The sequence below is a fragment of the Nocardia nova genome, assembly GCF_002933465.1.
GTDB classification, from domain to species: Bacteria; Actinomycetota; Actinomycetes; order Mycobacteriales; family Mycobacteriaceae; genus Nocardia; species Nocardia nova_B.
Map to the genome: position 1 here is coordinate 187,635 of NZ_PSZE01000001.1, position 13,426 is coordinate 201,060.

Annotated in this window: 11 protein-coding genes; 6 read left to right on the top strand and 5 right to left on the bottom strand. The window is 68.6% G+C overall.

What is annotated here, in order from left to right:
* Positions 1-37: 37 nt before the first annotated feature.
* The 5 genes from C5E41_RS00710 to C5E41_RS00730 all read left to right on the top strand — a co-directional run bounded on the left by C5E41_RS00710 (position 38) and on the right by C5E41_RS00730 (position 6,379).
* Positions 38-817, top strand: coding sequence for a metallophosphoesterase (locus tag C5E41_RS00710; protein WP_104373906.1), 780 nt, complete (start codon positions 38-40; stop codon positions 815-817).
* Between the two features lie 81 nt (positions 818-898).
* Positions 899-2,374, top strand: a complete 1,476-nt coding sequence (locus C5E41_RS00715) for a flavin-containing monooxygenase (protein WP_104373907.1) — start codon at positions 899-901, stop codon at positions 2,372-2,374.
* Between the two features lie 83 nt (positions 2,375-2,457).
* Entirely contained in the window at positions 2,458-4,752 is a 2,295-nt protein-coding gene (locus C5E41_RS00720; protein ID WP_104373908.1) for an ATP-binding cassette domain-containing protein, read from the top strand.
* The gene (locus tag C5E41_RS00725) at positions 4,749-5,486 is read left to right on the top strand and encodes an energy-coupling factor transporter transmembrane component T family protein (RefSeq protein ID WP_104373909.1); all 738 of its coding nucleotides are present in this window, start codon (positions 4,749-4,751) and stop codon (positions 5,484-5,486) included. The genes C5E41_RS00720 and C5E41_RS00725 overlap by 4 nt, the downstream gene beginning before the upstream one ends.
* A gap of 224 nt (positions 5,487-5,710) precedes the next feature.
* Complete coding sequence (locus C5E41_RS00730) at positions 5,711-6,379, top strand: ammonium transporter (protein ID WP_258080644.1); 669 nt, start codon at positions 5,711-5,713, stop codon at positions 6,377-6,379.
* Between the two features lie 137 nt (positions 6,380-6,516).
* Here C5E41_RS00730 and C5E41_RS00735 read toward each other — a convergent pair whose 3' ends face one another.
* From C5E41_RS00735 to C5E41_RS00750, 4 genes are all read right to left on the bottom strand, one after another.
* A complete protein-coding gene (locus tag C5E41_RS00735; RefSeq protein ID WP_104373910.1) occupies positions 6,517-8,853 on the bottom strand; it encodes an ATP-dependent DNA ligase in 2,337 nt (778 codons plus the stop codon).
* A gap of 109 nt (positions 8,854-8,962) precedes the next feature.
* A complete protein-coding gene (locus C5E41_RS00740) occupies positions 8,963-9,247 on the bottom strand; it encodes an antitoxin (RefSeq protein WP_104373911.1) in 285 nt (94 codons plus the stop codon).
* Positions 9,248-9,279: 32 nt separating this feature from the next.
* Positions 9,280-10,431, bottom strand: coding sequence for an MBL fold metallo-hydrolase (locus C5E41_RS00745; protein ID WP_104373912.1), 1,152 nt, complete (start codon positions 10,429-10,431; stop codon positions 9,280-9,282).
* Positions 10,431-11,156: an enoyl-CoA hydratase gene (locus C5E41_RS00750; RefSeq protein ID WP_104373913.1), complete on the bottom strand. Its 726-nt coding sequence runs from the start codon at positions 11,154-11,156 to the stop codon at positions 10,431-10,433. The genes C5E41_RS00745 and C5E41_RS00750 overlap by 1 nt, the downstream gene beginning before the upstream one ends.
* Positions 11,157-11,250: 94 nt before the next feature.
* Here C5E41_RS00750 and C5E41_RS00755 point away from each other — a divergent pair, with 94 nt between their 5' ends.
* Positions 11,251-12,462 (top strand): NAD(P)-binding domain-containing protein, encoded by a 1,212-nt coding sequence (locus tag C5E41_RS00755; RefSeq protein WP_104373914.1) that lies wholly within the window; start codon positions 11,251-11,253, stop codon positions 12,460-12,462.
* A 98-nt stretch (positions 12,463-12,560) separates the two neighbouring features.
* Here the strand turns inward: C5E41_RS00755 and C5E41_RS00760 are convergent, their stop codons facing one another.
* Entirely contained in the window at positions 12,561-13,415 is an 855-nt protein-coding gene (locus C5E41_RS00760) for an aldo/keto reductase (RefSeq protein WP_258080645.1), read from the bottom strand.
* Positions 13,416-13,426: the final 11 nt, after the last annotated feature.

Sequence of the window (13,426 nt, forward strand, 5' to 3'; positions counted from 1 at the left end):
GGGCGCAACGGTGCGATCCCACGAGAAAGCGGACGCCATGATTCTGTTGGCACAGCTCAGCGATACTCACTTCGATCTGGATCCGCGCAACGCCGAACGAGTCGCCGCCGTCCTCGGCTACCTCGACCGATTACCGCGCCGGCCCGACGCCATCCTCGTGACCGGCGACCTCACCGAATCCGGGACCCTCGCCCAGTACGAACAGGCGCGCAAATCGCTGACCACCGACATCCCGCTGTACGTCCTGCCCGGCAATCACGACGACCGGGCCAATCTGCGGCGGACGCTCCTCGACGGCCCCGCCGAGGAGGGACCGATCAATCAGGCCGTCGATATCGGCGGGCTCACCGTGGCACTGCTCGATTCCACGATTCCCGGTTCGGGCGGCGGCGAGCTGGGCGAGCGAACCTACGCGTGGCTGGACCGGTTGCTGGCCGCCACGCCCGCGGATGCCTCCATGCTGGTGGCGATGCATCACCCGCCCGTGCCGATGTACTCGACGGTGGTCGATCCCATCCGGCTCGCCGATCCGGAACGATTGGAGCGCACCGTCGCCGGTGATGCGCGGATTCTCGGCGTGCTCACCGGACATATGCACGCGATGGGCACCACGCTGTTCGGTGGGCGGCCGCTGGTGGTGGCGCCCAGTGTGGCCTCGGCCATCGGCGGGGCGTGGGAGGTCGAGGAGCCCGGCGACGTTCCCATCGACTACGCGCCCGACCCATCCGTGGTGCTGCACGCCGTCGCGGACCGGCGGCTGACCTCGATCGTTCGCACCGTGCCGATGGGCGGTCGGATCCGCGTACAACCGCGCTGAGCTGGGTTTACGGAACGGGGTTCGGAGGCGGCGGCACGCGCCTACAGTGGAGGTACTGTTCTCGATTCGAGGAGCGCGCGCATGCCCGCTACCAAGCCGTCGGTCATTATCGTCGGAGCCGGGTTCGGGGGGCTCGGCGCGGCAATCGAGCTGCAGCGCAACGGTTTCGACGACATCACGATTCTGGAGCGGGCGAGCGACCTGGGCGGGGTCTGGCGGGAGAACACCTATCCGGGCGCGGCCTGCGACGTGCCCTCACCGCTGTACTCGTTCTCCTACGAACCGAAACCGGACTGGCCGCATCGCTACTCCGGTCAGGCCGAGATCCTCGGCTACCTGCATGCGGTGGCGACGAAACATCGGCTGCTCGAACGGATCCGATTCGATGCCGAGGTCACCGAGGCGAGCTTCGACGAACACGGCGGATGCTGGACGGTCCGCACCGCCGACGGCGATATCCGATCCGCCGACGTGCTGATCAGCGCGGTCGGGCAGCTGTCGCGCCCGCGGATGCCCGATATCGCGGGCATCGAGACGTTCGCCGGGCCGTCGTTCCATTCCGCGCAGTGGGACCACGACGTCGACCTCGCCGGGAAGCGGGTCGCGGTGATCGGAACCGGCGCCAGCGCTATTCAATTCGTACCCGCCATCGCACCCGAGGTGGCCCATCTGACGCTGTTCCAGCGGACCGCTGCCTGGGTGGTGCGGCGCACCGACCGCGAGTACCGGCCGATCCATCACGCCCTGTTCGCACACGTCCCCGGCCTGCGGCTGGCCCAGCGCCTGTGGGTGTGGTGCTTCCTGGAGTTCTTCTCCCTGGGCTTGACCGCGATCCCGCCGATCCGGCGTCTCGCGACCTGGATGGGCACCCGCACGCTTCGCCACGACGTGCCCGATCCGCAATTGCGCGCGAAGCTGACCCCCGACTACCCAGTGTTGTGCAAACGGGTGCTGTTCTCCAACGAGTACTACCCGGCGCTGGTGCGGCCGAATGTGGATGTCGTGACCGAGCCCATCGCCGAGGTGCTGCCCGAGGGCGTGCGCACCGCGGACGGGACCGTGCGCCCAGCCGATGTGATCGTCTACGGCACCGGCTTCAAGGGCAGCGAATTCCTCTGGCCGATCCGGATATTCGGGCGCGACGGCGCGGAACTGGAGAAGGTGTGGTCCGAGGGGGCCCGCGCCTATCTCGGGATGACCGTGCCGGGATTCCCGAATTTGTTCCTGATGTACGGACCCAACACCAATCTGGGCACCGGCTCGATCATCTACATGATCGAATGCCAGGCCCGCTACATTCGGCAGGCCGTGGCGTATCTGAGCGAACATCCGGGAACCTGTCTCGAGGTGAAGTCCGAGATCGCGGCGGCCTTCGATGCGCAGACCCAGCGCCGGTTGCTGCGCACGCCGTGGACCGCGTGCTCGAGCTGGTACCGCAATGCCGCCGGGCGGATCACCAACAACTGGCCCGGCACCGTCACCGCGTACCGTTTGCGCACCCGCTCGTTGAATCCGGACGATTACGTCCTGCGCACACCCGAACCGGTCCTTACGTGATGACCAGCCGATGTGGTCCGCGTGCGCCCTGCGCCCCGGCGAGGGCCCGTCCCGCAGTCGGCCGGTGCTGGCAGACTTGAGCCGTGACCGCGCCTCTCTCCGCCGGCGCCGAGCCGCGAATCGCTCACGGCCCGCTGCGCCCCGTCGAACTCGCCACCGCGGCAGTCCTCGGTGGGGTGACCGTCGGGCTGGTGACCATCGGCTCGGTGGTGCCCTACGCGGCGGCCCTCAATCTGGTTGCCGCGGTGCCGATGGGCCTGCTGGCACAGCGCTACCGGCTGCGCGCCATCCTGGGCGCGACCGTGGCCGCGACCCTGGTGAGTTTCGTCGCCGCCGGCCTGGTGCCGGCGGCCACCGTGGTCAGCGCGGCGACCATCGGCGGAATCATCGGCACCGTCAAACGGCGGCGACGTGGACTGATCACCGTACTGTTGCTGTCGTCGCTGGCCGGATTGATCTGGGCGGCCTTCTCGGTCGGCATGCTCTATCTGTTCGCCGCCTCGCGCCGGCTGGTCTTCGACAACGTGCGCAATATCGCCCAGGGCATCGATCACATGCTCTCCCGGCAGCCACAGCTGGAATCGCTGGGCAATGGTGTCGTCTCGGTCACCGACAGCGTGCTGAGCTGGTGGTGGCTCTACATCGGCGGCGGCGTGTTCCTGGGCGTGGTCATGACCGCCGTCTTCTCCTGGTTCGTCCTCGGCTCGGTATTGGATCGGCTGGAGTGGCTGCCAGGGCGGGATCGGCTGGACGCGCCTGCCGATACGCGCGCCGTCGCCCCGGTGCCGGTGCGGTTACGCGGCGTGTCCTTCCGCTATCCGGGAGCGCGCGCCGAAGCGCTGAGCGATATCGACCTGTCCGTCGAGATCGGCGAATTCGTCGCGGTCGTCGGCCACAACGGATCAGGCAAGTCGACGCTGACCCGGCTGCTGGCCGGACTTCCGCCCACCGGCGGCACGGTCGAACGTCCCGGTTCGGCGGGGCTCGGCGTGATCGGCGGCACCGCGCTGGTACTGCAGCGGCCCGAGAGTCAGACCCTCGGGGTGCTGGTCGCCGACGATGTGGTGTGGGGTCTGCCCGCCGAGGCCGCGCGGGCGGTCGACGTAGAGGCGTTGCTGTGCGAGGTCGGGCTGAGCGGACTGGGTGGCGCGGAGACCGCGACCCTGTCCGGCGGCCAGCAACAGCGCCTGGCGGTGGCGGCAGCGCTGGCCCGCGATCCCGCGCTGCTCGTGGCCGACGAGGCCACCTCGATGATCGATCCGGACGGCCGGCGCGAACTGGTCGCACTACTCGCCGGATTGCCCGCCCGGCACCGGATGGCCGTCGTCCTGGTCACCCACCACGAAGCCGACGCGGCGGCAGCCGATCGGGTCATCCATCTCTCCGGAGGCCGCCAGGTCGACCATCTGCCGGTGTGGCCCCGCCCGGTGCGCAATCTGCGGCGCTGCCCGATCGGCGAACCGCTGCTGGAGCTGCGGGATGTGCGCCATACCTACAACCGCGGCACCCCGTGGGCGGCGACCGCGCTACGCGGGGTGAATCTGACCGTCCACCGCGGCGAGACACTGCTCGTGGTCGGCGGCAACGGGTCGGGAAAATCCACCCTGGCCTGGATCATGGCGGGCCTCATCGTCCCGACCACCGGCGGTTGCCGCCTGTGCGACTACACCGGTTCGCGTCCGGTGCACAAGCGTATCGGCGCGGTCGAGCTGGCCTTCCAGCATTCCCGGTTGCAACTGCAGCGCCAGACGGTCGGCGCCGAGATCGAGGACTGGGGCGGGCACGGCACCGGTTCCGGGGCGGTGGGCCGCGCGCTGGATGCGGTGGGGCTGGACCGGGCGATGGCCTCGCGCTCGATCGAGGAGTTGTCGGGTGGTCAAGCCAAGCGAGTGGTTCTCGCCGCGATCGTCGCCAGCCGCCCGCAGGTCGTGGTACTCGACGAGCCCCTGGCCGGACTCGATCCGCAGGGCCGCGCCGAGGTGGTGGAACTGCTCGCCCGGCTGCGGGATTCGGGACTGACATTGATCGTCATCTCGCACGATGTGGCCGATATGGAGAGTGTCTGCGATCGGACGGTCCACCTGCAATCCGGTCTCATCCTGGAAAGCCTGCCGGCCGCCGCGGCCGCCGCCGACAACTCGGCCGGTGCCGTCGGCGCCCCGGCGGGGGCGGCCCCGGGACCGGCCGAACCCGTACTCGGCCCGTCGGCCGACGGCGACGGCCGCGGGGACGCGGGGATCGCGGGCCCGCGGTCAGAACCGATGCCGCCGGGGACGAACGGCGCGACGGACGGCGGCCGGCCCGATACCGATCGAGCCCGGGGCCCACAGCGCCGCAGCCGGGGCCGGCACGGCGACGCCCTCGGAGGTGCGCGATGAGTGTGGTGCTGCTGCGCGAAGTTCCGGTCGACAGCCCGATCCATCGGCTCTGGGCCGGAACCAAGATGATCGTCGCCTTCTTCATCAGTGTGCTGCTGATGTTGCAGCCCGCGTGGCCGGTCCTGGGAGTGGTGGTCGCCTTCCTGATCGTGATCGGCCTGATCGCCCGGCTGCCGCTGGGCACGCTACCCCGGTTGCCGTGGTGGTTCTGGGCACTGATCGTGCTCGGCGGACTGATCACCATCCCCACCGGCGGTGCCGCCGTACTGCGGTATGTCCAGGTCACGCTGTTCGGGCTGGTGTTGCTGACCACCTCGTTCCTGATCGCGTGGACCACCCCGATGAGCGAGGTCGCGCCCGCCCTGGCCAAACTCGGTGCGCCGCTGCGGGTTCTGCGGATTCCGGTGGACGAATGGGCAGTCGTCGTGGCGTTGACCCTGCGCGGACTGCCACTGCTGATGGACGAGATCCGGGTGTTGCGCGCCGCCCGCCGGCTACGCCCCAAGGACGGGTCGATGGCGCGCGGAGCCGCGAATCCGCTCGTGGACATTCTCACCGCGGCCATGGCCGTCGCCACCCGCCGCGCCGGGGAATTGGGTGAGGCCATCACAGCACGCGGTGGGACGGGCGAATTGACCGCCCATCCGGCCGGCCCACGCCGGGCCGATTACATCGCTCTCGTCCTGTCGGTGGTGGTGTGCGGTGGTGCGGCGGCGGTCGGCGTGTTTCTGTAACTCGCCGAAGCAATTCTTCAGCGATCTCATATCGAAACGGGCAAACTTGTTCGCTTTGCGAAACACGATGTCAGGGGATCGAATTCGCCACACTTTGCGACCGAGTGAAGGTACGGTTACTTCCGTGAGTTAGCCGGACCACGGCTCCACGCGCAGGGGTTGAGATACGTCGGGGATATTGGGTTCTCAGCGCGCGTCGTTTTCGGCTGCCGAATTTCTTCCTGATGGAGATTGGAACCGGAATGTTTCTGCGCAAGTTCGCCGCTCTTTCCCTTCCGGCAGCGGTGGCCGTCGCCCTCGGGGCAGGTACCGTCCATGCCGATACCGGCGCACCCACGGTGCGCTACGAAACCCATCTGACGGGCAATACCGTCGAAACCACTCTCGACGGCGGCTTTTTCCGCGTCGACGCCGCCGGACGCACCGTCGACGTCACCGACGCCGACGGCCACGCGCTCGTCACACTGCCGCTGTCCTTCCGGCAGGACGGCGTCGAGTACCCCATGCCCCACCAGGTGCGCGACGACTCCCGGGTCCTGGATTTGACCGTGGTGAAGGACGCCGCGGCGGCGCGGCCCGCACCGGTGACGCCCGTGGCGTCGCCGCTGGAGAATCAGAGCGCGATGAACGCGTTCGCAACACAATTCGGGCTCGGAACCGCGATCGGCAGCTTCATCGGTACCGCCATCGGCGCAGTGATCGGCCTGGTCGTCGGCGCTGCGGCAGGCGGGGTGGGGGCGATCCCCGGATTCATCACGGGTGCCACCGCGGGCGCGATCATCGGCTCGTTGGTGGTCGGCGGACCCACGCTGGTCGTGGCCGCCGTCGACCTCATCAGCACGCTGAGCGCTCCGGCGGGCACCACGAAGTGGTACACCACCACGACGAACTGACTCGACCAACCGAACGCGTCCCGGAGGGTCTGGTGCCCGCATCTCGTGGGGCCGGGCCGTCCGGCCGCGGCGCGAGAATCGGCTGCCCGCGCGAGTAGCTGGCGCCTTGCGGAGGGGGAAACCGGTTGTGGCGGAACCTATTTCTCGTCCGGCACCCACGCCGGGTGCCACAGCCGCCCGGATTCGGTCCAGTTCATATACCGCACCGTGCCGGTGATTTTCGGCGTCGCCCAGACGGCATCCTTGCGTTCGTCGGCGGTCAGCTCGTTGGCGAAGGGACTGGTCTTGCGGCGGAGGGGGCGCAGGCGCGCGGTCAGCCCCGACATCTCGCGGTCGCTGAAGCCGGTGCCCACTCGGCCGATGTAATACAGCTCGCCTTCGTGGCGGACGCCGACCAGCAGGGAGGCGAATTCTCTTGCGGCGCTGCGACGCCAGCCACCGACGATCACCTCCTGGGTGCGCCAGTTGCGGGTCTTGATCCACGACTGGCCGCGCTTGCCGGGCAGATACACCGAATCCTTGCGCTTGGCGACGACTCCCTCGAGCCGATGCTCACGGCTGTGTTCCAGGGCGTCCGCACCGGAACCCTCCAGGCGCGGCGGGACGAGCAGCGAGGGCACGCCCTCGGCCAGCGCCTCCAGCACCTGCCGCCGATCCGCGTAGCGCTTGCGCAGCAGCGAGGTGCCGTCGAGATACAGCACGTCGAAGGCGACCAGTTCCGCATGGGCCGGATCCGCCTGCAGCAGGGCCAGATTCGACGCGCCCTCGGCGTCGAAGACGACCGCCTCCCCGTCGAGCACGATCCGATGCCCCCGCAGTTGCCGTCCCACCTCGGCGATGCGCGGATAGCGGTCGGTGACTATATTGCCCGCGCGGCTGCGGATCACCACGCCGCCGTCGTCGATTTCCGTGATGACCCGGAACCCGTCCCATTTGGTCTCGAAGACCCAGTCCCGGGCGCTGAGTTTCGCCACTTCCCCGGAGGTCGCCAGCATCGGCGACAGTCCACGCGGGAACTCGGCCCCGCCCCGCCCGCCGTTCGTGCCTCCTCGCGACGGTGCCGTCGCCCCGGGTGTGTCCGACTCGCCGTGCTGCCCGTCGTTCGAACCGTCCTGGGCCTCATCGTCTTCCGGCTCCGCGACCTGCGATTTCATCAGGTGCATCAACCACTGCTTGCCGTCGGTGCGAATGAAGGCGTAGCGGCCGTTGAGGCGCTCGCCGTGAAACTGGACGATCACCTCGTCCGCACGCCACTTTTCGGTGTCGTAGGTGCCGGTGTCCCAGATCGTCATCTGCCCGCCACCGTATTCGCCGCGCGGAATGGTGCCGTGGAAATGCAAGTATTCCAGCGGATGGTCCTCGGTGTGCACGGCCAGCCGGTTCTGCGACGGTGAAGTCGGCGGACCCTTCGGCACCGCCCATGACACCAGCACGCCGTCGCGTTCGAGTCGAACATCCCAGTGCAGTCGCCGAGCGTGATGTTCCTGAACCACGAAGCGATCACCCGCACCGGGATCGGGCGGGCCGGGCGGAACCGGCTCCGGGGTGCGGGCGGGGTCGCGCATGGACCGGTAGGTCTGCAGCGGATCAGCCGCACCGGCACTGCCCAGCGGCGGATCCAGACCCGCCAGCAGATCCCCGTCGGAACGCCAGCGTTCGAGTACCTCGTCGAAGCGCAACTGTCGCAAATGCTTTCGGTCGGCGATCTCGTCCCAGCTACGCGGCGCCGCTACGGTCGGCTGCTCGCGCCCGCGCAGCGAATACGGCGCGATGGTGGTCTTCGCGGGGTTGTTCTGGCTCCAGTCCAGGAAGATCCTGCCCGGCCGCACGGCCTTCGCCATCGTCGCCGTGACCAGTGTCGGATGCAGCTTCTCCAGCCCGGTCGCCAGCTGTTTCGCGACCGTCGAGGCGCCCCCGGGGCTCAGTACCCGGTCCAGCGGTACATAGATGTGAATTCCCTTGCTGCCGCTGGTCACCGGATAGGCGTCGAGACCGGCGTCGCGCACGGTATCGCGAATCCACAAGGCCACCGTTGCGCAATCGGCCAGGTCCATCCCCGGCCCGGGATCGAGATCGAAGACGATGCGGGTGGCCGGACCGCGCGATCCGTTCACGAATCGCCATTGCGGCACATGGATTTCCAGCGACGCCTGCTGTCCGAGCCAGGCCAGCCCGGCCACCGAATCGATGACCGGATAGTGCACCCGGCGATCGGAATGATCCATCGGCCGGCGCTGAATCCATTTCGGCGCGTGCGCGGCCAGATTCTTCTCGAAGAACGAGGATTCGCTCACCCCGTTGGGCCAGCGCTTACGCGTCACCGGACGGTCGGCGATATGCGGCAGCAGCGCCGGTGCGATGGCGGTGTAGTAGTCGATCACCGCACCCTTGGTGGTGCCCGTCGCCGGATACAGCACCTTGTCGAGGTTGGTCAAACCGACCTCGATGCCCCCGAACTCGCGGCGCGCCGCCATAGTCGCAGTGTAAAGCGAAAACAGGCCCCGCCGGAGGAGTGAACCTCCGGCCGGTGCCCGTCGTCGATCGGCGAGGGAGCCCGGCTGTACCGGGCATCGCGCCTCGTGCTCAGCCCTCCGGCGGCCGCGGCGCCTGCGGCGGGGTGGCGGGCGGAGTCTGCGGCGGCGCGGCGGGCGGCTCGGGAGCCGGCGGCGGGGTGTTGCCGCCCTGCTGGGGGATGTTCTTCTTGATGGCCTCGGTGCCCTTGTCGATGTGATCGGAGTACTTGCCACCGGTCTTCTCGTTGACGAAGCCACCAGCCTTGTCGACAGCGCCGTGGACCTTGTCCGCGTTCTGCGAGACCGCGTCGCGGCCCTTACCCACCAAACTCTTGAGCGTATCCATCAAACTCATGAAGCCCACTCCTTCACTCGTCGACTGCGTTTCTAACGCACATCCTCCCACCAGGAGAACTGCGGTGATACCGCATTGGTATCGATCCGCCCGCCGGGAAGCGGCACCGCTATCCGGGTACCCGCTGCACGCGCCGCCGCAACAAGTCTGTGGACCGGCTCGGACCAGCCGTGGAAGGCCAGATTGAACGTGGCCCAGTGAATCGGCACCAACATGCCGTACTCGGCGTCCCCGACACACACGTCGGCGTGGGCGCGCACCGCCTCCTCGGGGTTCATGTGCACATCTGGCCAGTGCACGTCGTAGGCGCCGATCGGCAGCAGCGTGAGATCGAACGGACCGTGGGTCGCGCCGATTTCGGCGAACGCCTTCGTGTAGCCGGTGTCACCGCCGAAATAGGCCCGCCGCCGCGGGCCCGCGAACACCCACGACGCCCACAGCGTGGTGTTGCGGGTGAGGCCGCGCCCGGAGAAGTGCCGCGCCTCGGTGCAGGTGACGGTGAGCTCGCCCAGCCCGGGGCGGGAGATGGAAGTGGAAGTGTTCCAATCCAATTCGACGATGCGCGTCTCCGGCACCTGCCATTTGCGCAGATGGGCGCCGATCCCGATCGGCACCACGAACGGGGCGTCCTGGCCGGCCACCAGCGCGCGCACGGTCTCACGATCCAGGTGGTCGTAGTGATCGTGCGAGATGACCACCGCGTCCAGCGACGGCAGCGACGACAGTGGCGCCGGGACCGGATGCAGCCGGGCCGGGCCGACCAGCGGCGACGGCGAGACCCGCTCGCTCCAGACCGGATCGGTGAGGATGCGGTAGCCGTCGACCTCGATCAGCGCGGTGGCGTGGCCGAACCAGGTCACGGCCAGATCGGCCGCCTGCTCCGGATGTTCGGTGCTCGCCAGCGGGATTTCCGCCGGTGGTCGCCCCACATCGCGGCGGGTCAGCGCCGACAGCAACAGGGACGCGCCCGATCCCGGCGTGATCTGGCTGCTGGGTTCGGTGTTGTGGAACTGCCGGTCGCGGTAGCTCGCCGACCGCGTCGCCAGCGGTGCGATGGCAGCGGCGGAAGCCCCCATTTCCGCGGGAATCCGCCACGCCGCGCGTGCCACCCAGCGCAATCCGACCAGCCCGGCCGCGGCCAGGGCCGCTCTGCGGGCGGCCGCGACGATCTCGGTGCCGGCCATCAGCGCCCCACGAACTTCGCCGCGCGCTTCTGTTCCCGCGCCCGCCGCGCCTCCTGGGCGTCAGCGCTGCGCCAGGCGGCCTCCAGGGCGGCGCGCTGCTCGGGAGTGTCCTCGCCGCGGGTGCCGTCGTCGTTGAACACCAGCTTGAGGTGACGTAGCGAGAGCGGGGCGAGCTGGGCGATCGACTTGGCCCACTCCTGCGCGTCGGCCAGCGTGCCGAGGCGGTTGGCGAAGCCGAAAGTGTATGCGTCGGAGGCGGATACGCTCTCGGCACCCATCAGCACGGTCCGCGCCGGGCCGCCACCGATCAGCGAGACCAGGCGGCGCACCGTCCAGCGATCCACCGAAATGCCCAGCTTCGCGGCCGGAATGGCGATATAGGAATCCGGGCTCATCACCCGCAGATCGGAGGCCAGCGCCAGCTGCACCCCGGCGCCGAGCGCGCCGCCGTTGATGGCGGAGATCACCGGCACCGGGACCGTCTCGATGGTACGCAACAGACCGATCAGTTCGTCGAGGAAATCCGACGAGTAGACGCCGGACAAATCGGCGCCGGCACTGAAAATCGGACCCTGACCGGTCAGCACGATCACCCGCGCGTCGGCCGCCGCGGACGTGACGGCCGCACGCAACGCTGCCACCAACTCGTCGTTGAGGGCGTTGCGGCGCTGCGGGCGCTGCAATTCGATGGTGACCACGTCACCATCCCGGCTCACTGCGAGCATCTGACCTCTCCCCATTCGCACGGTTTCTCTTCCGGGGGGCACACCTCACCGCACCCGCCGGTCGGTATGGACTCCTCGGTATCGACTCCACTGTATGCGGCGGACAGTTGCCGCAGCGCACCCGACGCGTACTGTGACGGCGGTGACCGCACCCGATTTCGAGATTGTGGTGATCGGCGCCGGCCAGGCCGGACTGTCGGTCGGCTATCATCTGCGGCGGCTCGGATTGACACCGGGAATCGACTTCCTCATCGTCGACCACTCCCCCGGCCCCGGAGGGGCATGGCAATTCCGCTGGCCCTCACTGACTTTGAGCACGGTGAATCGCGTACACGATCTGCCGGGGATGTCGTTCACCGAAACGCTGCCGCCCGGCTCGGATTCCGTATCCGCCGCGACCGCGGTGCCGCACTATTTCGAGCTGTACGAGAAGCGTTTCGACCTGCGGGTTCGCCGACCGCTATCGGTACGGGTGGTGTGCGATCGGGCAACCACCGCGACATGTCCCGGGACGGCCGTGGACGGGCTGGTACACGTCGAGACCGTGGCCGGCGATTCGAGGCGATCGACGGATGCGCCGACCGAGCTACCGGGTGTCGGCGACCGGACCCTCCGGGTGCGCGGCGTGATCAATGCCACCGGCACCTGGGAAAAGCCGTTCATTCCGTACTATCCGGGCGCCGAAACCTTCGCCGGGCGGCACTTGCACGCCCACGACTACCGCAGCGCGGCAGAGTTCGCCGGCAAGCACGTCGTGGTCGTCGGCGCGGGCATCTCCGCGGTCCAGCTGCTGGACGAGATTTCCCAGGTCACCGGCACGACGTGGGTGTCGCGGACGGAGCCGCGCTGGCGGGAGGGGCCGTTCGGTCCCGACGAGGGCCGCCGGGCGGTCGCGATGGTCGAGGATCGGGTGCGACGGGGATTGCCGCCGCGGTCGGTGGTCTCGGTGACCGGCCTGCCGGTCGACGACCGGATTCGCGCCGCTCGCGCGCGCGGCGCGCTGACCTGGCATCCGATGTTCGCCCGCATCGAACCGGAGGGCGTGCGCTGGCCCGACGGCAGCTTTCAGGCCGCCGACGTGATCCTCTGGGCCACCGGCTTCCGGAGCGCGCTCGACCACCTGGCGCCGCTGCGACTGCGCGGGCCCGGCGGCGGCATCGCGATGACGGGCCGGCTCGCTACCCAGGTAGCCGCCGACCCGCGCATCCATTTGATCGGTTACGGGCCGTCGGCCAGCACCATCGGCGCGAACCGGGCAGGGCGCGCCGCAGCGGTCGAGCTGACGCGCTACCTGGGTCTGCGCTGAGCGTCGGACCCGAATTTTTCGTGCAAACCGGGCCCGATCAGCCGGTTTTCCGCGAAATCACGCAAGTTCGCACGGATAGTTCGGCCCCGGGCAACGCGTCAGTCCAGCCCCATCGCGAACGTGTCGGGATCCGGGCCGACGCGGCTACCGGTGTCGAGGGCATTGAGGGTCGCCATCTGCTCGGCGTCGAGTTCGAAGGCGAACACATCGAAGTTCTCGCGGATCCGTTCCGGATTCACCGACTTGGGAATGACGATATTGCCCAACTGCAGGTGCCACCGGATCAAGACCTGGGCGGGCGTGCGGCCGACCTGTTCGGCGACCGCGCCCACGGTCGGGTCCTTCAGTTCGGCACCCTGGCCGAGCGGGCTCCACGCCTCGGTGGCGATGCCGTGTTCCGCATGGAAGGCCCGCAGCGTGTTCTGTGCGAGCGCCGGATGCAATTCGACCTGGTTCACGGCGGGCACCTCACCGGTCTCACCGATCAGTCGCCGCAGATGTTCCGGCTGGAAGTTCGAGACGCCGATCGAACCGATGCGCCCCTGCGACTTCAGCGATTGGAAGGCGCGGAACGTGTCGATGTAGCGGTCCGCGCTCGGCACCGGCCAGTGGATCAGATACATGTCGAGGTACTCGAACCCGAGCCGTTTCATACTCGCGTCGAACGCGCGCAGGGCCGAGTCGTACCCCTGGTCGGCATTCCACAGTTTGGTGGTGATGAAGACCTCGTCGCGCTCCAATCCCGATTCGGCGATCGCGCGTCCCACCTCGGCCTCGTTCCTGTACGCCGCCGCGGTGTCGATGCTGCGATACCCCGCCTCGAGCGCGGCGGTCACCGTGTCGAAGGTCTGTCCCTCCGGCACCTGGAAAACCCCGAAGCCCAGCCTCGGAATCAGATGGCCGTCGTTGAGAATCACCGACGGTACTGTGCTGCTCTCGCTGCGAAAGGTCACCGTTCCGACCG

Coding starts and splice junctions, on each gene's coding strand:
- C5E41_RS00735 (WP_104373910.1), bottom strand. CDS start 8,853: ATGGCGGCGCGCCGCGAGTTCGGGGGCATCGAGGTCGGTTTGACCAAC.
- C5E41_RS00755 (WP_104373914.1), top strand. CDS start 11,251: ATGCGGCGGACAGTTGCCGCAGCGCACCCGACGCGTACTGTGACGGCG.
- C5E41_RS00730 (WP_258080644.1), top strand. CDS start 5,711: ATGGAGATTGGAACCGGAATGTTTCTGCGCAAGTTCGCCGCTCTTTCC.
- C5E41_RS00750 (WP_104373913.1), bottom strand. CDS start 11,156: ATGCTCGCAGTGAGCCGGGATGGTGACGTGGTCACCATCGAATTGCAG.
- C5E41_RS00740 (WP_104373911.1), bottom strand. CDS start 9,247: ATGAGTTTGATGGATACGCTCAAGAGTTTGGTGGGTAAGGGCCGCGAC.
- C5E41_RS00745 (WP_104373912.1), bottom strand. CDS start 10,431: ATGGCCGGCACCGAGATCGTCGCGGCCGCCCGCAGAGCGGCCCTGGCC.
- C5E41_RS00715 (WP_104373907.1), top strand. CDS start 899: ATGCCCGCTACCAAGCCGTCGGTCATTATCGTCGGAGCCGGGTTCGGG.
- C5E41_RS00725 (WP_104373909.1), top strand. CDS start 4,749: ATGAGTGTGGTGCTGCTGCGCGAAGTTCCGGTCGACAGCCCGATCCAT.
- C5E41_RS00710 (WP_104373906.1), top strand. CDS start 38: ATGATTCTGTTGGCACAGCTCAGCGATACTCACTTCGATCTGGATCCG.